This is a genomic window from Actinokineospora sp. (assembly GCF_052390155.1).
Taxonomy (GTDB): Bacteria; Actinomycetota; Actinomycetes; order Mycobacteriales; family Pseudonocardiaceae; genus Actinokineospora.
Window position 1 is genome coordinate 20,011 of the sequence record NZ_JBQTHF010000026.1, and the last position, 26,201, is coordinate 46,211.

Here is a 26,201-nt window from a genome sequence, read left to right on the forward strand (position 1 = left end):
GCGTGCCGGGTCTCACGAGGGGTTGAGTGGTTCCGGGGGGCATCGCGTTGACTGATCACCATGACTTGATCACGGCCGCGCTCGGGCGGGTCGGGACGTCCGTCGGCGACGTTGTCGACGTGTGCGGGAGCATCCTGGACACCGGCACCCCGTATCTGGTCGGGTCGCTGGCCCAGGGGTTCGGGAATCGCGGCAGCGACGTCGACATCCACCTGTTCGTCCCCGACCTGGCCCGCGCGACGCCGCCCTTTCTGTGTTTCATCGGCAGTGTGCCGGTCGATATCGAGCATTTCCCGGCGACGCTGCCCCGCGAATTGTCCGACGCGCTGGACACCGAATTCGTGGCCGCGGGCATCGGGCCGATCGCGGTGGCGCCGCGGCTCGACCGGACGGTCCGCGCGCGGCTCACCCGCTGGCTCACGGCCATGCCCCTCACCGCCGGGCCGCCGCTGCTCGACGCGGGCAGGCGGGCGGTGGTCGAAGCGCACCTGATGCGGCACGCGCTCACGCGCACGCTGATCCGCGGGGCGATCGCCGCCGCGGCGGGACGGCTCGACCCGTACGCCTGGCGGCGGTGCGGGGCGGGCGTGCTCGACCTCATGTGCGCCGCGCGCGGGTGGCCACCGATCGGCGACAAGTGGCTGCCCGCGCGGGTCCGCCGGGCCGGGATCGCGGCCGAGCAGGTCGAAGCGGCCGACGGCGTGCGCGATCAGCGTGGTCTCGTCGCCCTGCTCGATCGGCTCGGGGTGGCCGTGGCGGAGCCGCTCGACTTGGCCGTGCTGCGGCCCGACCCCGATGCCGAGGTCGTCCGAATCGGCAGACAGCGGTTCGTCCTGACGCGGTTCGGCCGGTTGGAGGATCGCGCGCCGGTCGCCGGGGGACCGTGGCACGAGGTTGTCGAGCGGGTCGGCGCCGAGGAGGCGGTCGAGCTGCTCAGGACTGGGTTGCTGCGCCTGGAGCTCGACGACGACTCGCTCACCAAGGGGCTGATCGCGTGACGACGTCGCAGGACGCGCTCTGGCTCGTGTCGCGGGTCGCGCCCGCGTCCCTGGTCTACCTCAACGACGTGCAGAGTTCGCTCGGCGACGTGGACGCGGCGATCGCCGAGGCCGACTGGCCCACCGCGGTCGAGTCGTGCGCCGCGGCGCTGCGGTCGATGTTCCTGTGCGGGCTCGTGCTCGGGGGGCTGCGGCGGCGGTGCGTCGAGGGGGAGCTGGACGTGCTCATCGCCCTGGACGACGGCGCCATCGCGGACTGCCTGCGCGCCCTGCCGACCAGCTACACCGCCGACGAGCGGGCGGCGACCGAGGCCGCCGTGGCGGTCCGGCTGGCCGCCGCCGACCTCGAAGGCGACCTGCCCATCCAGCTCCCGCTCATCCGCACCGCGAAAGGCTATTTCCCGAGCGTTCGGATCGGCGCGGACCTGGAGGCAGTGCGCAAGAGCCTGGGGCTGGCGCCACTGGACTGGATGTCCTGGCTGTGACCGCGCAGCCGCGGACCACCGCCGAGATCCGACTTCCGGTACTGACCGGGGCACTGGTCGTCATCGTCGCCGTCGCGGCCTTCGAATCCACCTCGACTTCGGCACTGCTGCCGACGATCACCGCCGAGATCGGCGGCCGGTCCACCTACGCGCTGGTGTTCGGTCTTTTCACGCTCGCGGAACTGGTCGCCCTGGTGATCGGCGCCCGGGTGTGCGACACGATGGGGCCGGTCCGGTCGCTGCAGTCCGGCGCCGCGCTGCACCTGGCCGGTCTGCTGGCCGCGGGCACGGCGCCGGAATTCGGCTGGCTGCTCGGCGGGCGGGTGTTGCAGGGCGCGGGCAGCGGCCTGGTGACGGTGTCGGTCTACGTGCTGATCGCCCAGTGCTACACCGACCGCGAGCGGGCCGGGATCTTCGCGGTGATGGCCAGCGCGTGGGCCATCCCCGGGCTGCTCGGCCCGGTGGCGGGCGGCGCGCTGGCGCAGGCGTGGGACTGGCGCGCGGTGTTCCTCGCCATCCCGGTGTTCGAGGTGGTCGCGCTGATCGCGGTGTGGCCGACCCTGCGGGTCATCGAGCGGCGGAGTGTGCGGCGCCCGGCCACCGAACCGGTCGGCAGGCGCCTGCTCGCGGTGGCGCTGCTGGCCGCGGGCGTGGTCACGATCATGTCCCTGCGGCTGCTGCCCACCGACCTCGCCTGGCCGGTGCTCGGCGTGTCCATTGTGGTGGTTGTGGTCGGCGTGCGGCCGCTACTCCCCGCGGGGGCGCTGCGGATGGCGTCCGGGCTGCCCGCCGGGATCATGCTGCGCGGGTTCGTCGCCGGGTTCTTCTTCGGCGCCCAGTTCCTCGTGCCGCTGGCGCTGATCGAGGGCCGCGGCTACTCGGTCGCGGGCGCCGGGCTCGCGTTGTCGTGCAGCGTGGTCGGTTTCAGCGTCGGCGGGCTGCTGCAGGGCCGCGACCTGGTGCGGCGGTTGCGGTTCACCGTGCTGATGAGGATCAGCCTCGGGCTGCTCACGGTCGGGATGGCCGCGACCGCGGTGGGTCTTTCCCCGGGGTTCCCCTCCGTCCTGGCCTATGTGGGCTGGGGTATCGCGGGACTCGGGCTGGGCAGCGGGATCACCGCGCTCAACGTGTTCGTGCTCGACCAGGCCGAGCCCGCGCGGCGCGGCTCCGCGTCCGCCGCGATGCGGATCACGGACTCGGTCGGCAACGCGGTGATGGTCGCCATCGCCGGGCTGGTGCTCGCGACCTCGGGTGGCACCGGCAGGCCCGCCGCGGACGCCGCCGTGCTGGTCATCGGCTGCTTCGCGGGCGGGATGCTCGTCACCATGCTGCTCACGCGCAGGCTGCGGGTGGTCGAGCAATGACGCCGCCGACCTGGGCCACCTGCCTGCCGGACAAGGCCCGACTGTTCACAGAGGACACCTACTTCGCCGAAACCTGGTCCGACGCCGAACACCTGCTCGGCGACAGACTGCGCGACTACTGCACCCGGCACACGTTCCTGGTCGTCAAACCCGAGGCCCTCCTGACGGGCAGGCTGACCGGCGTCCTCGACTGGCTGGAAGACGACCAGTGGGACGTCGTGGCGGCCCGGCGGATGCCGCTGTGCAGGCACACGCTGCGCGGACTGTGGCGCTATCACTGGAATGCCGTGACCCGGCAGCACAAAGACGTGGTCGACCTGCTGTTCCGGCAGTCGGACTCGCTGGTTCTGCTGCTGCGGTCGACCGCGGCCGACGAAGACGGTGCCACGCGGCGGTTGGCCGCGGGCAAGGGACCCGCCAATCCCGACAACCGGCTCGCCGGGCAACTCCGCGCCCGGCTCGGCGCGCCCAACGCCTACCTCAACTGCGTGCACTCGCCGGACGAGGCCGCGGACTTCCTCCGCGAACTGGGCGTCCTGTTCGCCGCGGACACCAGGACCTCCTTGCTGCGCGACGACTTGCCGGTCATGCCACGCCATCAGGTGGTCTCGACCGTGCGCACGGTCGAGTCGACCTCCTGCGGTCTGGGCTTGGCCGATGCCGTGCGGTACCTGGCTGCCCGGTGCGGGCGGTCGGGCGGTGCGGCGATCGCCGAGGAGATCCGCGCCGCGGGCGCGGACGGCTGGGACGGCGACTGGCGCGACGTCCGTTCCGCGCTCAGCGAGGTGGACCCGGAACTCGCCGAGAGCTTTCCGTTCATGGTGTTCGCGACTTACCTGACCACCGCCGAAGTGCCCGGGCGAACCCGGCGCCTCCCGACCATCCGGGCGGCCCGATGATCACCTACCGGCTCGACGCGCACCCGGGCAAGGCCCGCGGGCTCAAGGCCATCACCACCGACGGGCTGCTGTCCATCGCGGCGTTGGACCACCGCAGGTCGTTCGCCGCGCTGTACGGCGGAACGCTCGGGTATCGGGGCGTCCGCACGCTCAAGCGGCGGCTGATCGACGCGTTCGCTGGCCAGGCGTCCGGCGTCCTGCTCGACCCGAACTACGGCATCCTGCTCGACGACGGGCACACCGGGCTGATCGTGACCCTGGAGGCACCCGGGCACACCGTCCACAATGGAGTCCCGGAGAGCGCGTTGCTGGATGGCTGGACCGTCGGCAAGGCGAAGCGGATCGGCGCGGCGGGCGTGAAACTGTTGCTGCACCTCGATCCGCGCACGGAGTCCATCTTCAAGGTCGAGTACCCGGGGCCGGAGCTGGTCGGCGAGATCGACGGAATCATCGGCGCGCCCTGGGCGATGCTTTCCGGCGGCGCCGACTTCGACGTGTTCGAGGCGGCACTCCGGCGCGCCTGCGCGGCGGGCTGCTCGGGGTTCGTCGCGGGTCGCTCGGTGTGGCAGGAGATCAAGCAGCTCCCGGACACCGCGCGGCGGGACGCGTTCATCGACTCGACCGCGGTCAAGCGCTTCGCGTCGTTGACCTCGATCGTGCACAAGGCCGCGACGTCAGTGTGGTCGAAGGTCCGCGTCGAGGACGATCTGGACGTGGACTGGCACCACCGCTACGGCGAGGCGGCCCGATGACGCCGTACCGCGGCGTGCTCGTGGCCGACCTCGACGGCACGATCACCGACCCGCACGAGCCGCTGACCGCGGCCCGGGCGCGGTTGCTGACCGCACTCGTCGCCGACGGTGTGCTCATCGCCGTGGTCAGCGGCTCGTCGGCCGCGGACATCGGCGCGCGGGTCTGTGCCCGGATCGATCGGGTCCACCGGTCCGGTTTTCTGTTGTACGCCAACAATGGCGGCTGCTGCTTCCAGGTCGACGACGATCTCGGCCAGGTCTACGCCTACAACCACGCCGCGGAGTTCTCCCGCCACCGCGCCGAAGTCCACGCCGCCGTGACGAAGTGCGCACAGGACAAGGGACTCGGCGACGTCGGCCGGGTGCCCGGCAAGCTCGCGCCGAGCGGGCGGGTGTGCGTCGAGGACCGGGAAAGCCAGACCACGGTGACACTGCGCGGTTTGGCGCACCACCGGCCGGAGTTGGTGGGCGCGCTGACCCGAACCCTGGGCGAGCGCCTGCTGGTCCGCGCCGCGGGCCGCAAGTCCATCGACATCACCCTGGTCCGCTCCACCAAGGCTTTCGCGGCCGAACACCTCGCGAGCCGCGGGCCGCTCCCGGCGGACGTGGTGATCGCGGGCGACTCGTTCGGCCCCGGCCAGGCCGATCTGGATCTGTTGCGTCCGGCGCTGCGGCCCGCCACCGTGTTCTGCGCGGGCGATACCGCGCCCGACGTACCGGGATTCACCGTCGTTCGGTCGACCAGTCCGGGTCGCCGAGGCGACCTACACGTTCCTGCGATCACATTTTCGACCCACCGGGGTATGAGCTGACGGGGAGGACACATGCCAGTCGTCGCGCTGGAAGAGTACGGCGAGATGTTGGATCGGGCCAAGCACGGCCAATTCGCCTATCCGGCGGTGAATGTCCGCTCGTCGGTGGCCCTGCACGCGGCGCTGCGCGGCTTCGCCGAGGCGGGCAGTGACGGCATCGTCCAGCTCACCGTGCGGAGCACGGAATTCTGGTCGGGCAGCTATGTCAAGGACCAGCTCATCGGCGCCACCGCGTTCGCCGACTTCGCCAGGGCGGTCGCGGTGGGGTATCCGGTCAACATCGCGCTGCACACCGACCACTGCCCGCGCGAGGACGTCGACACCTTCCTGCGGCCGCTGATCGGGGCGTCGCACGAACGGGTCGCGTGCGGGCGGGAACCGTTCTTCCAGTCGCACATGTGGGACGGCTCCGCGCTTCCGTTGGCGGAGAACCTGACCATCGCCGAAGACCTCTTGGCCGCCTGCGACAAGGCCCGCGCGATCCTGGAGATCGAGATCGGCGTGGTCGGCGGCGAGGAGGAGGGACTTTCCGGCGAAGGCGGCGAGAAACTGTTCTCCACACCGGAAGACGCCCTGCGCGCGGTGCGGCGGCTGGGCGCGGGCGAGCGCGGCCGCTATCTCGTCGCGGCGACGTTCGGGAACGTGCACGGGGTGTACAAACCGGGCAACGTCACGTTGACACCCTCGATCCTGCGCGACATCCAGACCGCGGTCGGTCAGCGCCTCGGCCGGGACAAGCCGCTGGATCTGGTGTTCCACGGCGGTTCCGGGTCGCGGCCCGCCGATATCGCCGAAGCGGTGTCCTACGGCGTCGTCAAGATGAACATCGATACCGACACGCAGTACGCCTTCACCCGGCCGATCGCGGACTACATGTTCACCAACTATGCCAAGGTGCTCAAGGTCGACGGCGAACTCGGCAGCAAGAAGGTCTACGACCCGCGCGCGTACCTGGAGCGCGCGGAGGAAGGCATGGCCGCCCGAGTGGCCCAAGCCTGTGTGGACCTCGGATCGGCGGGCAACACGATGGTGGGCCGCGGATGACCGAGATCCTCGACCGCTACGTGTCCGGCCTCGACGAGGACGGCACCTGGCGCGCCCTGACGACACTGCCCGAGAAGTTCGCGCGGTTCCAGACCGAAACCCCGTTCCGGGAGAGTTGGCGCACGGCCGTCGACGTCCTCGGCGGTGCCGCATTGCCGCTGTTCCAACGCCTCGCGATCCTGACGCTGAAGCCCGACGCCGTCCTGTCCAGGAAGGCGGACGCGGTTCTCGACTACCTGCTCGACCACGGTTTCCTCCCGGTGCACGCCGAAACGTTCCGCTACACCAGGTCCACGACCCGCGACCTGTGGCGCAACCAGTGGAACGTGGCCACGCTGGACCGCATCGAGGTCAGCGACCTGGTGCACTACCGCACCGACGCCATGACGGTTTTCCTGCTGGACACCTCGGACCCGCTCGACATCCCCGCCGCGCCCCGGCTGACCCGGCTGAAGGGCTCCGCGTTTCCGGCCGACCGCGAGGAATTCCACCTGCGGTACCAACTCGGCGCGCCCAACCGGGTCATGGTGCTCGTGCACTGCCCCGACGAGCCCGCCGACATCGTCCGGGAACTGGGCGTGGTCTTCGACACCGAGTCGCTGACCCGGATCTACGCCGCGCTGGGGCGCGCGCTGCGCACCGGCACCCCGGCCGACCTGTCCGGCGACATCGACAAGCTCTACGCGGGCACCGAGGCCGTCAGCCTCTCGGTTGCCGACGCCGTCGCCGAGTTCACTGTGGACATTGCCCGGCGCGGGCGCGCCGGGGACGCGGACGGCCAGGCCGCCGCGGCGCGCGTGCTGGACGCGCTGTCCGGGCCACCGCTGGACTGGCGGGCGTGGTCGGCCGATGTCCGACGCTGCGGGATCGACGTCACCGACTGGATTCCCACGCTGGTCGCCAGCCACCACATCCAGCACGACCTGCCGGACGCCAAGACCCTGATCCGGGAGACCGGCAGGCGGCGGTGGCTGGCGGGCGAGGGGTTGATGGTCCGGTGAAGGACACCCGCGCACGGCTGCTGGCTCGTGGCGGAGTCGCGGCACTCGGCGGTCTGGCGGTGCTCACCGCCGTCGTGCCCGGAGCGCCCGCGCGGCCCGAGGCTGCGGTCGCGTCGGCGGCGTACCGGTTCGGCCGGTCGCGGCCAGGGTGGGTCGGGGCGATGCGGACGATCACGCGCCTCGGCGACCACGGGGTCGGCTTCGTCGTGGGCGGGGCGCTGGCGGGCGGCCTGATCGCGCGCCGCGACTGGGGGCGGGCGGCGGCGGTCATCGTCGCGACCCCGGTGCCGCAGCTCGCGGCCTTGCTGCGCAGGCACATCGAGCGGCCGCGGCCCGCGCGCAAGTTCGTCGACTCCACCGACTTCTCGTTCCCCAGCGGCCACGCGACGACCTCGACCACCACGGCACTCATCGTCTCAATAGGACTGTGGCCCTACCTGTCCGGCGACGCGCGCCAGTGGCTGTTCGGCTGCGCCGCGCTGATGATCACCCTGGTCAGCCTGAGCAGACTCGCCCTCGCCGCACACTGGCCGACCGACGTGCTCGGCGGCTGGCTGCTGGCGATCGCGGGCGTGCTGATCCCGTTCGCCGCGGCCGCACCCTGGTGGCGGACGGTGGATTCGGCCTGCTGAGGCTCAGACCGCCTTGGCGCGCAACAGGTCCACGCCCGCACCGTGGAGCTGGTCGAACGCCGCGGGACGGTTGGTGAGCAGCAGCAGAAACGCGGCCGTCGCGCCGCGGATCTCAGGGCCGTCGCCCGCGGTCCAGCCGGAATCCTCGGCCACCAGTCGGAATCCGCGGAACCGCCTGCGCGGGTTGAACGGCACGCGCAGCGACCACAGGCCCTCGACGCCCGCGCGGGCGGCGTCCGGCGGCAGGGCGATCGTCCGGCCGAGCGGGATCGTGATGTCCTGGGTGTGCGTCAGCACGTCCATGACCGTGGTGCCCGAACCGGTTCCCGGCGCGGGCGGGATGCGCCGCGAGCCCGCGTACTTGCGCAACTGCGCGATGATCTCCGAGGTGGGCAGTTCGGCGTGGGTGCGGGCGGTCTGCCGGATCATCCGGTCGAAGCTGCCCCTGGCGCGCACGAACTCGACCAGCCAGGTGCCGTTCCCGACCTGCGGCGGCAACGTCAGGTGCGCCGCGACGTCGCGCACCCGCCACCCCGCGCACAGCGACGGCTGCTCCCACTCGGCTGCCGAGAGGTCCTCCAGCAGGTCGGCCAGCCGCAGCCTGCCTGCCTCGACCTCGCTCCACACCCGCGCGTCGTCCATGGGAATCCCTACTGTTCGGGGCAGCCGTGCCGCACAAGCCTACGAGGCACCGTCCCCGGGCGGCTACGTCGCGCCGGAACTCCGCACTATCGCGGAGGTTCCGGTGCCCGACGCCCGACGGAGGTCGGCGACTACTTGGCGATCAGCAGCAGCAAGGCGCGGCCGCGCAGGACGTACTGGGTCGACGTGCCGCCGATGAGTGCCTCCGTGCCAGGAGTGGCGACCTGGCCGGGACCTTCGGCCCACCCGGAGGTGTCCGTCACCCGGTACCACTGCTTGCCCACGGGCGGCGCGGGCAGCGTGAACGTGACATCACCGGACCAGCCGTTGTAGGCGATGTAGTGGGTGGCCGGGTCGCCGAGTTCGCTGCCGTCCAGCCGCCAGGCGATGGCGTGGTTGTTCGGGTTGCCCCAATAGCCCGCGTCGGGCGCGACGCCCGCCGGGGTGAACCACTGGAGTTGGCCGAGGCCGTTGCCGTTGGTGTCTGCGGCGGTGTAGAAGTTCACGGGCCGCAGCGCCGGATGCGCCATCCGGTAGGCGGCCAGCCGCTGGGCGTAGGTCTTGAAGTTGGCCTGATCCGCGGTGGGCGACCAGCTCTGCCAGTTGGCGCTGGAGTCCACATTGTACGGATTGTTGTTGCACCGCACGCCGCGCAGGTTCTCGTCGCCGCCGGTGAGCATGGGGGTGCCCGCGGACAGCAGCAGGAACGCCAGCCCGGTGCGCGCGGCCTTGCGCTGGTCGGCTGGATTGCCGCCCTGGTCCCACGAGATGTTGTCGTCACTGCCGCCGTCGGACGGGCCGTACGGCCACGGCTGCCCGTTGTTCTTGCCGTTGCAGGAATACAGGTCGCCGAGCGTGAAGCCGTCGTGCGCGACGATGAAGTTGACCGAGTTCCACGGCCTGCGACCGTCGTCGGCGTAGAGGTCCGACGAGCCCGCGAACCGGGTGGCCAGCTCGCCGGGGGTCACGGCGGTGACGCCGAGTTGGTTCTGGTCGCGGCGCAGGCTGTCGCGGTAGACACCGTTCCACTCCGACCAGCCGGACGGGAAGTTGCCGACCTGGTAGGTGCCCGCGCCGATGGCCCACGGCTCGGCGATCCAGTCGACACCGGTACCGCCGCCCGCCGGTCGCGGCGGCAGCTCGCGGGTGATCCGGTTCAGCGCGGTGCCCGGATTCACCTTGTCGTAGGCGAAACAGCCGTGCTGGCAGGTGTTGCCCAGCACCGACGCGAGATCGTGCCGGAAGCCGTCGACGCCGAGGGTGTTCTTCCAGTACGCCAACGAGTCCACGATGAGGTTCTGCGCGATCGGGTTGAAGGTGTTGAAGTTCCCGCCGACCCCGGTGTTGTCCCACGAGTTCTGCAGGTCGCCGGTGAGCGAGTGATAGGTCGGATTGTCCAAGCCACGCCAGGAAAGCAGGTTGTAGACGCGCTTGTCCGCGCCCATCTGGTAGCCCTCGCCCGTGTGGTTGTAGACCACGTCGGTGAACACCTTGATGCCCGCGTCGTGGAACGCGCGCACCATTGCCTTGAACTCGGCGGTCGGACCGCCCGCGGACTTGTCGGCGGCGTAGCGCCGGTCGGGCGCGAAGTAGTTCAGCGTCGCGTATCCCCAGTAGTTGTCGTCCGCCGTGCCGGTGGGGTCGACGTCGTTGGCGTCGTTCTGGCTTTCCTGGACCGGCAGGAACTCCACGGCGGTGACGCCGAGCGCGGCCAGGTACCCGGCCTTGAGGCCCGCGCCCCGGTAGGTGCCGCGGTACGCGGCGGGGATCGAGGTGTCGTTCTTGGTGAAACCGCGCACGTGGACCTCGTACACCAGGTCGTCCTTGAGCGCCCGGGTCGGCTTGGCGCCGATACCGCCGGTGCCCGCCGCCAGCACGATTCCCTTGGGCGCCTGCGGTCCACTGTCGACAGTGCGCGTGGCGGGACCGCTCTGGTAGCCGCCCTCGCTGCTCACCGTCGGCGTTCGCGGATCGTGACTGACCTCCAGCGCGTACGGGTCGAGCAGCAGTTTGTTGGGGTTGAACCGATTCCCGCTCGCGTCGACATCGGTCACGAAGCCCGCCGACGAGCCCTTGGTCCATCCCGTTGTGTAGGGCCAATTCGGTCCCCAGGACCGGTATCCGTAGTAGACGGCACCGGTTATCCCGTGGGTGTCGCGCAGTTCGGCGACACTGACCGTTGTCGAGAACACTGCGGTGGCGCTGTCTTTCGCGAGGAGGTAGCTCACCTTCTCCTGCGCACCGCTGGGCGCGCCGTAGACGTACAGCGCGATCCGCGTGGCCCGCGACGAGTACACCCGGAACGAGATGGCGGACCCGGTGCCGTCATACCGCGCGCCGAGCGCGTTCGTGTCGATGCCCGCGAGCGCTGGCGCGTGGGTGACCGGATTCGCCACCGCCAGCCCTGCCGCCGCGATCACCACGGCGGCCAGCGCCCGGCCGAAGCGTCGAGTTCGGTCGAGTCCCATGCCGTGCCCCCAGCGTCGCCGTTGTCGCCAGCGTCGTGAGTATCGGGGACGCGGCGTGCGGTCCGCCAGAGTCCAACCGGTTACTCAAGGATCAGGTGAAACCTGACCTGACAATTCGGACAGTGATGGTGTGACTCACTCGGTCGGGGCCTGGACACCACCCGCACGGTCGGCGCTGACCGGCGGTGCCGACGGCCACGATGCGGGGGTGACTGTCGATCTCCGCCCGCTGCCCGCCCGTCCCCCGGCCGGGGTCGCGGCGACCGCGCGCGCCGCCGATCTGGCGCCCCTTCCGTTGATCGACATCAGGATCGGCCGCGGCTACGACCCGCTTGCGGTCGTCTCGGCGGTGATCGACCCGGTGGTGCGCCGATGGTGTCCAGACGGCCCCACCGCCGAGCGCGTCGCGCTGGCCGTGCACGAGGCGGTGGCCGACACCATCCGGCACGGCAACGGCGCGCGCACGGGCGGCACGGTCGAGGTCACCCTCTCGGTCGATGGCGACGATCTGGTTGTCGAGGTCATCGATCCCGGCTCGGGGGTGGACCGGGGGTCCGGCGGCCGGGGCCTGTTCCTCATCCGCCAGGCCATGGACAGCGTCGAGGTCGCGCGCACCGCGGACGGCCGCACGGCGCTCGTGCTGCGCACCCGAATTCCGGTGCGTTCCGCCCCGGACAGCGAGCACGTGACTCACTCGGTAGTGGACAGAGATCACCCACACGGCAGGCGCTGGGCGGGGCCGCCGACCGCCACGATTCGGGGGTGATTGTCGTCGGGCTCCTTCGCCTGACCACGCGGGCAGGGTGCGGCGACACCCGGCCGGTCCGACCGAGGTCCGCTCCACCAACCCGCCCGGTGGAGCGGACCTCACCCTGTGTGCCCTACGAGTCAGTGGCGCGTCTGCGCGCGGTCCACAGCCCGAGGGCGGCGATGGCGGCGATCACCACGATCCCGATCACCAGGCCCAGGTTTCCGCCACTGTCGGCGGGTCGCGTGGCGGCGACCGGGTCCGGGCTCGCGGTGGAACCGCTTGTCTGTGTCGGCGAGGACGTGGTCGGCGCCCCGGATGTCGACGCTGTGGAGGTCGGTGGCGGCGCGGTGTCCGCGGTGGTTGTCGCGGGCTGACCAGGCGCTATCGAGGTGGCGGGTGGCCGCGCGGCTGTCGTGGTCGGTCCGGGTGCGCCAGGCGGGGCGACCGTGGTGGTCGGCTTCGGTGGCGGCGGCGGAGGTGGCGGCGGGGGCGCCACCGGGGGCGCGACGCCCGGCTGCCTGCCCGCGCCGAACGCCCACCCCTCGACGCCGCCGGGCGCCGGGTTGTAGGCCCCCGCGCCCGAACTGCCGTAGGACCACGAGCCGCCCTGGCCGTGCCAGTAGGACCAGTACGCCGTGGTCGGGGAGGTGAACACGCAGGCGTCGGCCGCCGCGGTCGGCTTTCCGTTGATCCGACAGACGAATCCGGGCTGGCGCGACGCGAACGTGTAGCCGTACCCGGCGCCGGAGAGCGCGGCCAGGCCGCTGCCCGGGTCGCCGCCCGCGCAGCCTGTCTGGACCCCGCCGCCGAGTGGACCGAAGTCCACCACCACGGTCACCCCCGCGCAGGCGGCCCGCGCGGGGGTCGGCGCGACGAACAACCCCGCGACACCGAGCCCGGCGACGGCCAGCGCCGCCAGGCCCCGCCGCCACAGCGCCGTCACGGCCCGGCCGTCTCGTCGGTCATCGCCGGGTACGGCGCTGTCGGGCCAGCAGGACGACCGCCAGTCCGCCGATCAGCAGCATCGCGCCCAGGCCGACCGCCGGGCCGACGTTCGCGCCGGTCGACGCCAGGTCCGTGGGGGTCGTGCCGCCCGCGACCGGTGTGGTCGTGGTGACCGGGGTGGTGTCCGACGTGGTCGTCCCCGGCGTCGTAGCCGACGTGGTGGTGACCGTGGTCGTGGTGGTGGTCGGCGTGGTGGTCGGGGTGGCGCAGTCGAGGACCGGGGCGGGGGCGACGGCGCCCTCGGCGGACACCTCGGTCAGGCCCACCCCGGTGATGCCCAGGATGGCCTGGGTGGTCGAGCGGATCGCGTTGGCCGCGGAGAAACCGGTCTCGTCGTACGCGATCGCGCCCCGGTCCGCACCGGCGCCCGTGCAGCCGACCTGAAGGGAGGCAAGGAATTCGACCGCGTTGTCGGCTCCGACAGTGCGCTGGCCCGCGTGCAGCGCCTGCGCCGCGAGCCCGGTGCTGTTGGCGTTCACCACGGTGGTCGGGCCGCTGCCCGCGAACCCGCCGTCAGTCTGCTGCACGGTTTCCAGCCAGTCGAGCGCCTCGCCCGCGGCCGCGGTCCGGGCCGCCGCGAGCAGCGCCTGCACGGCGAACCCGGTGGTGTCCACATCGGACATACACGGGGTCTGCTCCAGGTACAGGGGGAATCCGCCGTCCGCGCACTGGGTGCCCACCAAGTAGTCCACCGCCGCGACCGGCGCCGTGGCGTGGCGTTCCAGCGCGATCACCGCGAGCGACTGGGTGATGCCGTTGCTGAAGTCGCCGAAGCCGGACTTGTCGCTGAACCGGCCCGATGGCGCCTGCAGCGCGGTCAGCCCCGCGACGAGATCGACCCCGCCGAACGCGGTCGGGTCCACCCCCTGCGCCGCGGCGACCAGCGCGAGCTTCGCGTGCGGACCGGCGTAGGAGTCGGTACCGCCGAGGTAGCCCGCCAGGATGTCCGGCTTCGCCAGCCAGGCCGTGGCCTTGGCCGCGAACTCTTGCGCCACACCGGCGGCGTCCAAGGCCAGCACGGTGTCGGCGGTCAACCCCTGGTCCGGGTAGGCCACGCCGTCGAACACGGTCTCCATGCGCTCGCCGTCGACCAACTGCCGCGCCAGCCACCCGGCGGCCGCCTCGGCGGGCACCGTCGTCGTGGGCGGGGTGTCGGCCACCGCTGACACCGGACCGGCGAGGACGACGGCCACCGCGGATAACGCCGCGGCACAGCTTCTACGGGTGAGGGACGAACGGGTCACCGGACACGCCTTTCTCGGTCAAGGCGCGAACGGCTGACCGGACCAGGGGCGCACGGCGTCCGGCATTCCGACCCGCGGACCTCGACGGGTATGTGGAGCCACCGCGCCCGGCGGGTGTTCGGGCTCGTCGCCGTGGAGGCGACCTACCGTTGCGGGTCAGCGCCGGAATCGGACCGGTCTTCCCCCGCATGGACGCGGATGCAGTTGTCGCCCCGCATGCTCGACCACTGGCCGCGCGGTGTCAATCCGCCGCCGGTGGTTGATGCGTAGGGAAACTGGCGCAACCACGCCCGCGCTGACCGGCCCTGGCCAGCACGCGGTCGATCAGCGGGCTCGCGGCGCCGGTATACCGGGCGGGGTCGAGCAGGTCGGAGAGTTGGGCCGGGGTGAGCAGTCCGGTGAGTTCGTCCCGCGCGGCGAGGATCTCGATCAGCGGCTTTCCCGTGGTGTCGGCGGCAAGTGACGCCTCGGCCAGCAGTCGTTTCGCGGTCGCCTTGCCGATGGCGGGGGCGAGCACCACGTTCAGCCGCTCGGTGACGATCTCGCCGCGAGTGAGCCGGACGTTGTCGAGCATCCGGTCCGGGTGCACGCGCAGGCCCTCCGTGAGTTCGGCCGCGAGGTGCGCGGCACCGCCCGCGAGGCGCAACGCTTCGCGCAGCGGCTGCCACTCGGCGTGCCAGGCGCCGGCCGGGCGTTCGTCCTCGGCCAGCATGGACTGGGCCAGCACCAACGAGTGCGCGGGAACCTGGCGCGCGGCGGTGACGATCAGCGTTGCCAGCACGGGGTTGCGCTTCTGCGGCATCGCCGAAGACGCGCCGCGGCCGGGCGCGGCGGGCTCGGACAATTCGCCGATCTCGGTGCGGGACAACGTTTGCACGTCGAGGGCCACCTTGCCCAGGGCCCCGGTGACGAACTGCAGGACCGCGCCGAGGTCGGCGATCGGGGTGCGCACGGTGTGCCAGGGCAGCACCGGCTCGGCGAGCCCGAGTTCGGCGGCGAACGGCGCGATCAGCTCCGTGCCGTCGAACCGGCCGCCGGGGGCGTCGAGCGCGGCGTACTCCGCGTACGCGGCCAGAGTGCCCGCCGCGCCACCGAGTTCGGCGGGCAGCGTGGTCGCGCGGACCCGGTCCAGCGCGTCCAGCACGAGCTGCAGCCAACTCGCCGCCTTGAGGCCGAAGGTGATCGGCACCGCGTGCTGGGTGAGCGTCCGTCCTGCTTGGACAGTCGCGCGGTGCTCGTCGGCCAGTTTCGCCAGTGCGCGGACGATCCGGTCCAGGTCGGCCGCGATCAGGTCGAGGACGCGCCGGGCGATCAGCATGCACGCCGAGTCGAGGACGTCCTGGCTGGTCGAGCCGCGGTGGACGTACTCGGCCGCGGCGGGGGCGTCGGCGGCGACCACCGCGGTGAACGCGGTCACGAACGCCACCACCGGATTCGCCGCCGCCCGCGCCCGGCGGGCCAGGTCGACCAGGTCCAGCCGCTCCGCGCGCGCCGCGGCGCTGATCGCCCGCGCGGCCGACTCGGGCAGCAGACCCAAGCCTGCCTGTGCGCGGGCCAGCGCCGCCTCGACGTCCAGCATCGCCTGCAGGAAGGCTTCGTCGGTGACCTCGGCCTCGACCGGGCAGCCCGCCCAGGTGGGGGCGAGCAGCCCCGAGTCGGTACCGGCGGGGTGGGTCATTCTGCGTCTCCGTAGTGCTTCAGTGGGCCGCGGGCAGCGGCGGCGTGACCGCGAGGCCGAGGTTCATCTCACTCACCGCGCGGATATTAGCCGAGTTCCGCACCCGCCTTCCCGCGACGTGCGGATTAATTGGATCTTCCGCTGCATCAAACGCCGCGTAATTATCGCCCGGACGCGGAGTGCGCGACTAACGAAATCGGCGTGACGAATTCATGGACATCTCGTAGTGCGCTTCCGGGTGTCAACGAAGCATGACCGAAGAACGGCGGGAGTGGCCGTGCCTGTATGAATGATTAGGTAAGGATCTTCGCGTCAACACATCGGCAGTGGGGGAGCGTCATGCGCGTACTCTTCGTCATCTGGCCCGCGCCAGCGCACTTGTATCCGATGATTCCACTCGCCAGGGCGCTGCGGGACGCCGGGCACGAGGTGCGGATTGCGTCGCACCAGACAATGGCCGACGCCATTACCTCGGCCGGACTGACGCCCGTTCGCATCGGAGATCCTGATGTCGTTCCGATGGGCGCCACCCGGCAGTATCCGGCGGCCGCGATCGGGCAGCTCCTGACCGCCTCCGCCGAACTGGACATGCCCGACGGCGTCCGTGACCCGTGGGACATCTTCGCCCTGGTCATGCTCACCACGGCTTGGGAGTTCCTGCCGCCGGGCGCACCGGCCGACCAGTACCGGCCCGGCGTGGACGACCTGGTGGAGTTCACCGGTCAGTGGCAGCCGGACCTGGTCCTGTGGGACCACTGCGCCCCGGCCGCGGCGATCGCCGCCAGGCTGAGCGGGGCCGCGCACGCACGGTTCACGCCGTGGCAGGACTACTTCGGCTGGAGCGTGGACAAGTACGCCGAACGCACCGGCAAACCGCTGGCGGACCACCTGCTCGCCGAGACCGTGCGGCCGATCGCCGAGCGGTTCGGGGTCGAACTGGATCGCGAGTTGCTGCTCGGCCAGTGGACCGTCGACTCGCTGCCCGCCGGCTTCCGCCTGCCGACGTCGGTGAAGACCGTGCTCGCGCGGCCCAGCCACTACTCGGCGTCCGTCCCCACCCCGGACTGGCTGCGCGAACCACCGCGGCGGCCGCGGATCGCCATGACCATGGGCCTGTCGCTGCGACAACTGTTGCCGGACCACAAGGTCGTGTGGGAACACGTCCCGCACCTGTTCGACGCCGTCGCCCGCCTCGACGTCGAGGTCGTCGCCACGCTGAACCAGATCCAGCTCAGCGGGGTCGACAGCATCCCGTCGAACGTGCGGATCGTCGACTATGTGCCGCTCGACCAACTGTTGCCCACGTGCACCGCGCTGATCTCGCACGGCGGGGTGAGCACGTTCGTCAGCGCGGCCCACCACCAGGTGCCGCAGCTCATCACCGACTCCGACGCCCCGATCATCGAGCGGTACCCCGCGTCCACGGCCACGGCCACCTACGTCACCTCGCGCGGCGCCGGGTTGCGCGTGGACATCAGGAACCCGTCGACGGAGACGATGCGTCAGCAGATCGAGCAGGTGCTCGCCGATCCGTCGTTCCGCGAGGGGACCGCCCGCGTCCACCAGGACCTGATGGCGATGCCCGGCTATCCCGAGGTCATCGCGACGTTGGAGCAACTCACCGCGGAACACCGGTCCCGCTGAGCGGACAACGACCTACTGGAGGAACAGTGTCCCTGGACAACGGCTGCCCGGCTGCCAAGACAGAGCTGATGTTGCACACCCACCGGGTCGACGAGCCGCTCGGCCCGCCCTTCCTGGCCGCCATGGAGACCGGCGCCCCGGTGTGGGTGGTGCAGCGGCACCCGGAGGCCCGGCAGGTGCTGACGGATCCGCGGTTCGACCGCGCGTCCCTGTTCGCCCCCGACGCGCCCGCGCTCACGCGGTACCCGAACCTGCTGACCGACCCCAACATCCTCAACAATCTCGACGGGGAGGAGCACCGACGGCTACGCCGCACGGTGAGCAGGGCGTTCGCCCCCAGGGCCATCGCCCGCTGGCGTCCCTGGGTCGCGTCGGTCGTGGAGGGGCTGATCGACCGGATCGCCGACGGACCCCGCCCCGCCGACCTCATCGCCGGCTTCGCCAGTTCGCTGCCCAGCGCGGTGCTCAGCAGGCTGATGGGCCTCGACGAGTACGACAGCGAACGCCTCGCCTACTGGTGCGACCACGCCTTCTCCACCACGGCATTCCCGCCGGAACAGGTCCGCGCGGCCCTGGCGGAGTTCGCCGCGTTCGGCGCCGAGGTCGTCGTGCGGCGGCGCGCCGAGCCGGGGGACGACCTGGTCAGCTCGCTGATCATGGCCGCGGACGAGGACGGCGGGCTGCCGGAGGAGCAGATCGTCGGCCTGATCACCCTGTTGACGGTGGCCGGGCACGAGGTCATGGCCACCGTCATCGCCAACGCGATCGTGTACCTGCTCACCGACGGCGGCGACGCATGGCGCGAACTGGGCAGCGACGAGAGCCTCGCGCCGATCGCGGCGGAGAACATGCTGCGCGGCATCTCGATCGGCGGCGAAGACCTGCCCGGGTTCGTGCGCCGGGCGCGGGAGGACGTCGAGCTGGGCGGGGTGCTGATCAAGAAGGGAGACCTGATCGCGGCGGACGTGCAGGTGGCCAACCTCGACCCCGACGTCTACCCGAAGGACCCGAGGGACCACCCCTTCAGCGCGCAGAGCACCCCGCACCTCGGCCTCGGCGCGGGCCCGCACTTCTGCCTCGGTGCGTGGCTGGCGAAGCTGGAGATGGAACTGACGCTGCACCGGCTGCCGAACCGGCTGCCGGGGCTGCGGCTGGACGTGGCGCCCGAGGACATAGTCTGGCGCGGTGGCCAGATGACCCGCAGCCCGCAAACCCTGCCGGTCACCTGGTAACGACCCGCGATTCCCTGATCGAGTCATTTCTGTCATGCGCCCTGCAATGAGGAGTTTTCGACCCATGTCGGCGATATCACGACAATCCGGTCTCGGTCAGCCAATCGCAGTGGTCGGAATTTCGTGTCGCTTCGCGCGGGCGGCCGATCACCGCGGATTCTGGGCGGTGCTCAGTTCGGGCGCGAACACCATTACCGAGATCCCGGCGGAGCGCCGCGAAGGCGACTATTCGACCTACGGCGAGACCGGCGCCCGGTGGGGCTCGTTCGTTGCCGGGGTGGGGGAGTTCGATGCCGGTTTCTTCGGCGTCTCGCCGAAGGAAGCGGCCGCGATCGATCCGCAGCAGCGGCTGGTCCTCGAACTGAGCTGGGAAGCTCTGGAGGACGCGGGCATCGTCCCCGAGTCGATCCGGGACACCCGGGGTGGCGTTTTCGTCGGTGCGGGCCGCGACGACTACGCCAGGTTGGCCCAGGGGGACAGCAATCAGCACACCTTCGCAGGTGTGCAGCGCGCCAACATCGCCAACCGGGTGTCCTATTTCTGCGGCCTGCGCGGCCCGAGCATGGTCGTGGACACCGGCCAGTCCTCGTCGTTGGTCGCGGTCCACCTGGCCTGCCAGAGCCTGCTCGCCGGAGAGTCCGAGATCGCGCTGGCGGGCGGGATCAACCTCAACCTCGCCGCCGCGAGCGCGCGGGACGCCGCGCGGTTCGGTGGACTGTCGCCGGACGGGCGGTGCTACACCTTCGACGCGCGGGCCAACGGTTTCGTGCGCGGCGAGGGCGGGGCGGTGGTCGTGCTCAAGCCGTTGGCCGCCGCGCTGGCCGACGGCGACCGGATCTACAGCGTGATCAGCGGTGGCGCGGTCAACAACGGCGGCGGCGACGGTCTCACCGTGCCGAGCCGCGAGGCGCAGGAGCAGGTGCTGCGGTCGGCGTACGAGCACAGCGGCGTCGACCCGGCACAGGTCGGCTACGTCGAGTTGCACGGTTCCGGTACCAGGGTCGGCGATCCGGTCGAGGCCGCCGCCCTCGGTACCGTGCTCGGCGCCGTCCGGTCGTCGGACGACCCGCTGCCGGTCGGATCGGTGAAGACCAACCTCGGGCACCTTGAGGCCGCCGCGGGCATCGCGGGCCTGGTGAAGGTCGTGCTGGCGATCCGGCACCGGCAGATCCCGGCCAGCCTGAACTTCGCCACCCCGAACCCGGAGATCCCGCTGGACTCGCTCCGGCTCCGGGTGTGCGCGCGGCCCCAGAGTTGGGCGGACGGACCGCGGGTCGCCGGGGTGAGTTCGTTCGGCCTCGGTGGGACCAACTGCCACCTCGTGCTCACCGACCCGCCACCGGCACCACCCCGGGACACGCCCCCGGGCGCCGTGGTCGGGCTGCCGTTCGTCCTGTCCGGGCGGACGCGGGCGGCACTGTGCGACCAGGCGAACCGACTGCGCGACTTCGTCGAGCGGCACCAGGAGATCGCCCTGGCCGACCTCGCCTACTCGCTGGCGACCACCCGCGCGGCGTTCGAGCACCGTGCCGCGCTCACCGTGCCCGACCGGGACGCCCTGCTGGCCGGACTGCACGCGCTCGCCGGGAACCAGGACGCGCCCGGACTGGTGGTCGCGCCGAGCCGTGGTGCGGAGCAGGCTCCTGCCACCGTGGACCTGGAGTTCGTCGGCGGCGGACGGCCCGACTGGGACTCGGTGTTCGACGGCAGCGGCGCCCGCGCGGTGCGGCTGCCGACCTACGCCTTCCAGCGGACCCGGCACTGGCTCGACGGGGCAGGCCAACCGGCTCGCCCGACGTCGGTGCGCACTACCCCGCGCGTGGACGACGGCAGCGAGCCGCTGCGGATGGTGCGGGAGCAGGCGGCGCTGGTGCTGGGGCACGCCGACTTTGGCGACGTCGACCCGGACCGCTCCTTCGCCGACCTCGGGTTCACCTCGCTGATGGGGGTGGAACTCCACGAGCGGCTCGCACCCCTGGTCGGCACGTCGGTGTCCCGCACGGCGTTCCTGAACCATCCGACCCCCAGGGCGCTGGCGGGCCACCTGCGCTCGACCCCGGAGACGCCGGGTGCCGCGCGGGTGCCGGCGGACCCGAGGGACGAGTCGGTGGCGATCGTCGGCATGGCCTGCCGGTACCCCGGCGGCATCGCCACGCCTGCGGACCTGTGGCGGGTGGCGGCCCGCGGGGTCGACGCGATCGGCGACTTCCCGACCGACCGCGGCTGGGACCTCGACTCGCTCTACGACCCGGACCCGGACCGGCGCGGCACGTCCTACACCCGCCACGGCGGTTTCCTGTACGACGCGGCGGACTTCGACGCGGGCTTCTTCGGCATCTCCCCGCGGGAGGCACTGACCACCGACCCGCAGCAGCGACTGCTGCTGACCACGGCGTGGGAGGCGTTCGAGAACGCGGGCATCGACCCGGCGTCGATCAGGGGCAGCCGAACCGCGGTGTTCGCGGGCACCCTGAACCACGACTACTCCCCGCGGGTGCACACCGTGCCCAAGGGCCTGGAAGGCCACCTGATCACCGGCAACACCTCCAGCGTGCTGTCCGGTCGGGTCTCCTACGTCTTCGACTTGCGGGGGCCCGCGATCACCGTGGACTCGGCGTGCTCGTCGTCGCTGGTAGCCCTGCACCTGGCTGCCGACTCGCTGCTGCGCGGGGAGTGCACGCTGGCGCTGGCCGGTGGCGTCACGGTGATGGCGACCCCGGAGATGTTCGTCGAGTTCTCCCGGATGCGGGGCCTCGCGCCGGACGGCAGGTGCAAGCCGTTCGCCGCGGCGGCCAACGGCACCGCGTGGGCGGAGGGGGCAGGCCTGCTCGTGCTGGAGCGGCTGTCCGACGCCCGGCGCAACGGGCACCGCGTGCTCGCGATCGTCCGCGGCACCGCGGTCAACCAGGACGGCGCGTCCAACGGCCTCTCCGCCCCGAGCGGGCCCGCGCAGGAACGGGTCATCCGCGACGCGCTGGACAGCGCGGGGCTCGCGCCCGTCGACGTCGACGCGGTCGAGGCGCACGGCACCGGCACCCCGCTCGGCGACCCGATCGAGGCGCAGGCGTTGCTCGCCACCTACGGCCAGGACCGGCCCGCCGATCGCCCGCTGTTGCTCGGCTCGCTCAAGGCCAACATCGGGCACGCCCAGGCCGCCGCCGGGGTGGGCGGTGTGATCAAGATGGTGCAGGCCATGCGGCACGGGATGCTGCCGAAGATCCTGCACTTCGACGAGCCGAGCCCGCACGTGGACTGGGCGAGCGGGCACGTCGCACCGCTCGCCGAGCACACCCCGTGGCCGCCGTCCCGACGGCCGCGGCGGGCCGCGGTGTCCTCGTTCGGCATCAGCGGCACCAACGCGCACGTGATCATCGAACAGCCGCCCGCCGACCCTCGGCAGGCGCGACCGGTGCTGCCGCTGCTGCTGTCCGCCAAGACCGACGCCGCGGTGCGGGCGCAGGCGGCCCGGCTCGGCGACCACCTCGACCGCGACCCGGGCCTCGACCTCGCCGACGCCGGATTCACGCTGGCGACCGGCAGGGCCAGGTTCGACCACCGGGCCGTCGTCGTCGGGCGGGACCGCGACGACCTCCTGGCGGGGTTGCGGGCGATCGCCGCAGGCTCGCCCGCCCCGAACACCGTCACGGGACGGGCAGGCCGGACCAGCAGGCCGGTGCTGGTGTTCCCCGGGCAGGGCACGCAGTGGGCGGGCATGGCGGTGGACCTGCTCGCGTCCAGCCCGGCCTTCCGCGAGCAGTTGGCGGCCTGCCAGCGGGCGCTGGCGGAGTTCGTCGACTGGTCCCTGACCGACGTGCTCGCCGACGAGGCCGCGCTCGCCAGGGTCGACGTGGTGCAGCCCGCGCTGTGGGCGGTGATGGTGTCGCTCGCCGCGACCTGGCGGGCGCACGGGGTGTTCCCGGCCGCGGTCGTCGGGCACTCGCAGGGCGAGATCGCCGCCGCCACCGTCGCGGGTGGACTGTCCCTTTCCGACGGTGCGCGGGTGGTCGCGTTGCGCGGCAAGGCGATCCGCGCGCTGTCCGGCCAGGGCGGCATGGCGTCGGTCGCGCTGTCCCGCGACGAGGTCGCCGAACGGATCGGGCCGTGGTCGCGGCGCCTGTCCGTCGCCGCGGCGAACGGACCGGTGTCCACCGTGGTCTCCGGTGACCCGGCGGTATTGGACGAGTTCACCGACGCGCTGTCGGCCGACGGCGTGCGGGTGCAGCGGCTGCCGGTGGACTACGCGTCGCACTCGGCGCACGTGGAGCGGCTCCGCGACGTCCTGCTGCGTGAGCTGGGCCCGATCACCCCTCGCACGAGCGAGGTGCCGTTCCACTCGACGCTGACCGGCGAGCTGATCGACACCGCCGAGCTGGACGCCGAGTACTGGTACCGCAACCTGCGCAACCCGGTGGAGTTCGACCTGGTGCTCCGCTCGCTCGCCGAGCGGTATTCGCTGTTCGTCGAGTGCAGCCCGCACCCGGTGCTCACCGTCGGCGTGCAGCAGGTCCTCGACGAGCGGAAGGGCGGGGCCGCGATCGGGTCTCTGCGGCGCGGCGAGAGCACGATCGACCGTTTCCTGCTGTCCGTCGCCGAGGCGCACGCGCACGGCGCGGACGTCGACTGGACGACGGTGTTCCCGACGGGCAGGCGCGTGGACCTGCCCAGTTATTCGTTCCAGGTGGAGCGGTTCTGGCTGCTGCCGACCGGGTCCGCCGCCGCGGGCTCGCGCTCGTCGGACCACCCGCTGCTCGACGCCACGATCCCCCTCGCGGGCAGCGCGGGTGTGGTGTGCGTCGGCAGGTTGTCCCGGCAGGCCGAGCCGTGGCTGACCGACCACGCCGTCGACGGCACCGTGCTGCTGCCGGGCACCGGGTTCCTGGAGCTGGCACTGCACGCGGGCGAGGTGACCGGCTGCGCGGTGCTGGAGGACCTCACCCTCGAAGCCCCGCTGCGGATTCCCGAGCGGGGTGGGGTGGACGTCCAGGTCGCGGTCGGCGGCCCCGACCCGTCCGGCCGCCGGACCGTGACCGTCCACTCCCGACTGTCCACCGAGTCCGACGACGAGCTGTGGACCCGGCACGCGACCGGCGCCCTGGCACCGGCGGGCGGGTCGGGGGACGCGCTCACCGAGTGGCCGCCGCCCGGCGCCGAGCCGGTCGCGGTGGACGACGCCTACGAGCGGCTCGCCGACCTCGGCTACGAGTACGGGCCCGCGTTCCGGGGATTGCGGGCGATGTGGCGCAGCGGTGCCGAGCTGTACGCCGAGATCGTGCTGCCCGCCGAGGCCGGGGACGCCGGGCGGTTCGCCATCCACCCCGCGCTGCTCGACGCCGCGCTGCACCCGATCATCGTCGCCGCGCCCGACGAGTTGCGGCTGCCGTTCTCCTTCGCCGATGTGTCGCTGCACGCGCGCGCGGCGGCCGTGCTGCGGGTACGGCTCTCGCCCGACGCCTGCGGGGCCTTCTCGATCACGGCCGCGGACGCGACCGGTGCGCCGGTGTTCAGCGCGCGGTCGCTGGCGCTGCGGCCGGTCTCACCGGAGCAGCTCGGTTCGACCGGCCACGCCCACCAGCGCTCGCTGTACCGGGTCGACTGGCGACCGGTGTCGACCCCCGTCCCGAGGGCCGGTGCGCGGTGGGCGGTGCTCGGTGCCAGTGGGGACGGGCACGACCTCGGGCTCGGTGTGCCGGTGCACGACGGCCCCGCGTCGCTGCGCGCGGCGGACGGGCCGGTGCCCGACGTGGTGGTCGTGCCTGTCCCCACCGGAACCGACGCGCGCGGCCGCACCGGCCACGTGCTCGCCGTCTTGCAGGACTGGCTGGCCGACGAGACCTTCGCGGCGAGCAGGCTGATCGTCGTGACCCGGGGCGCGATCGCCACCGCCGACGACGCCGAGGTCCCCGAGTTGTCCAGCTCGCCGGTCTGGGGGCTGGTCCGCGCCGCCCAGTCGGAGAATCCCGGCCGCTTCGTGATCGTCGACCTCGACGGGCCCGCCCCCGGCCTGCTGCGGGCGGCGGCCGACGCGGGTGAGCCGCAACTGGCCGTGCGGGACGGGAACCTGCTCGCCCCGCGCCTGGCCAGGGCGACCGTGCCGGACGACGCGACGCCGCCGGTGCTCGACCCGCTCGGCACGGCGCTGATCACCGGTGGGATCGGCACCCTGGGCAGGCTGTTCGCCGAGCACCTGGTCACCCGGTACGGGGTGCGGAACCTGGTGCTCACCGGCAGGCGTGGCCGCGACACCGACGGCGCGGCCGAACTCGAAGCCGAGCTGACCGGTCTCGGCGCGCGGGTGACCATCGCGGCCTGCGACGTCGCCGACGCCGGGCAGCTTGCGGGCGTGCTGGCCGACATCCCGGCCGAACACCCGGTGACCGCCGTGATCCACGCGGCGGGCGTCCTCGACGACGGCACGCTCGCGTCGCTCGACCCGGGGCGGCTGGACACCGTGCTGCGCCCGAAGGCCGACGGTGCCTGGAACCTGCACACCCTCACCGAGGGGCTCGACGTCCGCGCGTTCGTGCTGTGCTCGTCGGTCGCCGGGATCATCGGCAACCCGGGACAGGCCAACTACGCGGCCGCCAACACGTTCCTGGACGCGTTGGCCCACCACCGCAGGGCGGCCGGGCTGCCCGCGACGACGCTGGCTTGGGGGCTGTGGGCGCGGAACACCGGCATGACCGGGCACCTGAGCACGGCCGACCGGTCGAGGATGGCCCGCAACGGCCTGGTGCCGCTGCCCGCCGACCAGGGTCTCGCACTGTTCGACGCAGGCCTCGCCATGGACTCGGCGCTGCTGGTCGCGGCCCGGCTCGATCTGGCCGCGCTGCGCGACGCGGCGAGGTCCGGCACGGGGTCGCCGCTGTTCACCGAACTGGTCGGCACCGTGCGCCCGATCGCCCGCGCACCCCTCGGCGGGCAGGCGGCGACACCTCCCGCGCTCGACGCCAGGGCGATGCTGGAGCTCGTCCGCACGACGACGGCCATCGTGCTCGGCCGGGGACCATCGGGCTCGGTGGACGAGGAACTGGCCTTCGGCGAGCTGGGCGTCAACTCCCTTGCGGGGCTGGAACTCCGCAACGAACTCAACGCCGCGACGGGTCTGCGGCTGCCCGCCACGGCGGTGTTCGACTACCCGACACCCGTCGCGCTGGCGAGCCACCTGTCCGACCTGGTGCGGGGCTCGACGGCCGCACCCACCGCCGTGGTGGAGCGGCCTCGGGTGTCCACTTCGGACGAGCCGATCGCCGTGGTGTCGATGGCGTGTCGGCTGCCGGGTGGGGTGTCCGACCCGGAGGGCCTGTGGCGGTTGGTCGCGGAGGGCCGGGACGCGGTGGGCCCGTTTCCGGCCGACCGGTGGGATGTCGACGCGCTCTACGATCCTGACCCGGACGCCGTCGGCAAGTGCTATGCGCGCCACGGTGGTTTCCTCGACGACATCGAGTCCTTCGACCCCGCCTTCTTCGGCATCACACCGAAAGAAGCCGAGGCGATGGATCCGCAGCAGCGGCTGCTGCTGGTGACCGCGTGGGAGGCGCTGGAGCGCGCGG

Annotated in this window: 18 protein-coding genes and 1 riboswitch; of the genes, 13 read left to right on the forward strand and 5 right to left on the reverse strand. The window is 72.2% G+C overall.

Annotated features, from left to right (window positions below):
• Positions 1-47 precede the first annotated feature (47 nt).
• The 9 genes from ACT4N7_RS09680 to ACT4N7_RS09720 are packed head-to-tail and all read left to right on the forward strand — an operon-like array spanning position 48 to position 7,987.
• Positions 48-998, forward strand: a complete 951-nt coding sequence (locus ACT4N7_RS09680; RefSeq protein ID WP_444828293.1) for a hypothetical protein — start codon at positions 48-50, stop codon at positions 996-998.
• Positions 995-1,483, forward strand: a complete 489-nt coding sequence (locus tag ACT4N7_RS09685) for a hypothetical protein (RefSeq protein WP_444828294.1) — start codon at positions 995-997, stop codon at positions 1,481-1,483. The genes ACT4N7_RS09680 and ACT4N7_RS09685 overlap by 4 nt, the downstream gene beginning before the upstream one ends.
• The gene (locus ACT4N7_RS09690) at positions 1,480-2,847 is read left to right on the forward strand and encodes an MFS transporter (RefSeq protein WP_444828295.1); all 1,368 of its coding nucleotides are present in this window, start codon (positions 1,480-1,482) and stop codon (positions 2,845-2,847) included. The genes ACT4N7_RS09685 and ACT4N7_RS09690 overlap by 4 nt, the downstream gene beginning before the upstream one ends.
• Positions 2,844-3,746, forward strand: a complete 903-nt coding sequence (locus tag ACT4N7_RS09695) for a nucleoside-diphosphate kinase (RefSeq protein ID WP_444828296.1) — start codon at positions 2,844-2,846, stop codon at positions 3,744-3,746. Before ACT4N7_RS09690 ends, ACT4N7_RS09695 begins: the two co-directional genes overlap by 4 nt.
• Positions 3,743-4,498 (forward strand): hypothetical protein, encoded by a 756-nt coding sequence (locus tag ACT4N7_RS09700; RefSeq protein WP_444828297.1) that lies wholly within the window; start codon positions 3,743-3,745, stop codon positions 4,496-4,498. Before ACT4N7_RS09695 ends, ACT4N7_RS09700 begins: the two co-directional genes overlap by 4 nt.
• Entirely contained in the window at positions 4,495-5,310 is an 816-nt protein-coding gene (locus tag ACT4N7_RS09705; protein ID WP_444828298.1) for a hypothetical protein, read from the forward strand. The genes ACT4N7_RS09700 and ACT4N7_RS09705 overlap by 4 nt, the downstream gene beginning before the upstream one ends.
• A gap of 12 nt (positions 5,311-5,322) precedes the next feature.
• Entirely contained in the window at positions 5,323-6,354 is a 1,032-nt protein-coding gene (gene fbaA / locus ACT4N7_RS09710) for a class II fructose-bisphosphate aldolase (RefSeq protein WP_444828299.1), read from the forward strand.
• Positions 6,351-7,355: a hypothetical protein gene (locus ACT4N7_RS09715; RefSeq protein WP_444828300.1), complete on the forward strand. Its 1,005-nt coding sequence runs from the start codon at positions 6,351-6,353 to the stop codon at positions 7,353-7,355. Before fbaA ends, ACT4N7_RS09715 begins: the two co-directional genes overlap by 4 nt.
• Positions 7,352-7,987 (forward strand): phosphatase PAP2 family protein, encoded by a 636-nt coding sequence (locus tag ACT4N7_RS09720; RefSeq protein WP_444828301.1) that lies wholly within the window; start codon positions 7,352-7,354, stop codon positions 7,985-7,987. Before ACT4N7_RS09715 ends, ACT4N7_RS09720 begins: the two co-directional genes overlap by 4 nt.
• A 3-nt stretch (positions 7,988-7,990) precedes the next feature.
• On the opposite strand, the gene ACT4N7_RS09725 is transcribed toward ACT4N7_RS09720, so the two are convergent.
• Complete coding sequence (locus tag ACT4N7_RS09725; RefSeq protein WP_444828302.1) at positions 7,991-8,629, reverse strand: maleylpyruvate isomerase family mycothiol-dependent enzyme; 639 nt, start codon at positions 8,627-8,629, stop codon at positions 7,991-7,993.
• Between the two features lie 131 nt (positions 8,630-8,760).
• The gene (locus ACT4N7_RS09730) at positions 8,761-11,097 is read right to left on the reverse strand and encodes an alpha-amylase family glycosyl hydrolase (protein WP_444828303.1); all 2,337 of its coding nucleotides are present in this window, start codon (positions 11,095-11,097) and stop codon (positions 8,761-8,763) included.
• A 208-nt stretch (positions 11,098-11,305) separates the two neighbouring features.
• Between ACT4N7_RS09730 and ACT4N7_RS09735 the strand changes: the two genes are divergently transcribed.
• Positions 11,306-11,863, forward strand: a complete 558-nt coding sequence (locus ACT4N7_RS09735) for an ATP-binding protein (protein ID WP_444828304.1) — start codon at positions 11,306-11,308, stop codon at positions 11,861-11,863.
• Positions 11,864-11,978: 115 nt separating this feature from the next.
• On the opposite strand, the gene ACT4N7_RS09740 is transcribed toward ACT4N7_RS09735, so the two are convergent.
• The 3 genes from ACT4N7_RS09740 to ACT4N7_RS09750 form a co-directional block, all read right to left on the reverse strand.
• Positions 11,979-12,791, reverse strand: a complete 813-nt coding sequence (locus ACT4N7_RS09740; protein ID WP_444828305.1) for a hypothetical protein — start codon at positions 12,789-12,791, stop codon at positions 11,979-11,981.
• Between the two features lie 19 nt (positions 12,792-12,810).
• Positions 12,811-14,097 (reverse strand): peptidase, encoded by a 1,287-nt coding sequence (locus ACT4N7_RS09745; RefSeq protein ID WP_444828306.1) that lies wholly within the window; start codon positions 14,095-14,097, stop codon positions 12,811-12,813.
• A gap of 92 nt (positions 14,098-14,189) precedes the next feature.
• Positions 14,190-14,344, reverse strand: a riboswitch (cobalamin riboswitch).
• Positions 14,339-15,775, reverse strand: a complete 1,437-nt coding sequence (locus ACT4N7_RS09750) for a class-II fumarase/aspartase family protein (protein ID WP_444828307.1) — start codon at positions 15,773-15,775, stop codon at positions 14,339-14,341. It overlaps the preceding riboswitch by 6 nt.
• Positions 15,776-16,114: 339 nt before the next feature.
• Here ACT4N7_RS09750 and ACT4N7_RS09755 point away from each other — a divergent pair, with 339 nt between their 5' ends.
• The 3 genes from ACT4N7_RS09755 to ACT4N7_RS09765 all read left to right on the forward strand — a co-directional run.
• On the forward strand, positions 16,115-17,419 hold the full coding sequence (locus ACT4N7_RS09755) for a nucleotide disphospho-sugar-binding domain-containing protein (RefSeq protein ID WP_444828308.1): 1,305 nt from the start codon (positions 16,115-16,117) through the stop codon (positions 17,417-17,419).
• A gap of 26 nt (positions 17,420-17,445) precedes the next feature.
• Positions 17,446-18,651, forward strand: a complete 1,206-nt coding sequence (locus ACT4N7_RS09760; protein ID WP_444828309.1) for a cytochrome P450 — start codon at positions 17,446-17,448, stop codon at positions 18,649-18,651.
• A 64-nt stretch (positions 18,652-18,715) separates the two neighbouring features.
• Positions 18,716-26,201, forward strand: a 7,486-nt coding sequence (locus tag ACT4N7_RS09765; RefSeq protein ID WP_444828310.1) for an SDR family NAD(P)-dependent oxidoreductase, incomplete at its 3' end; no start/stop codon positions are given.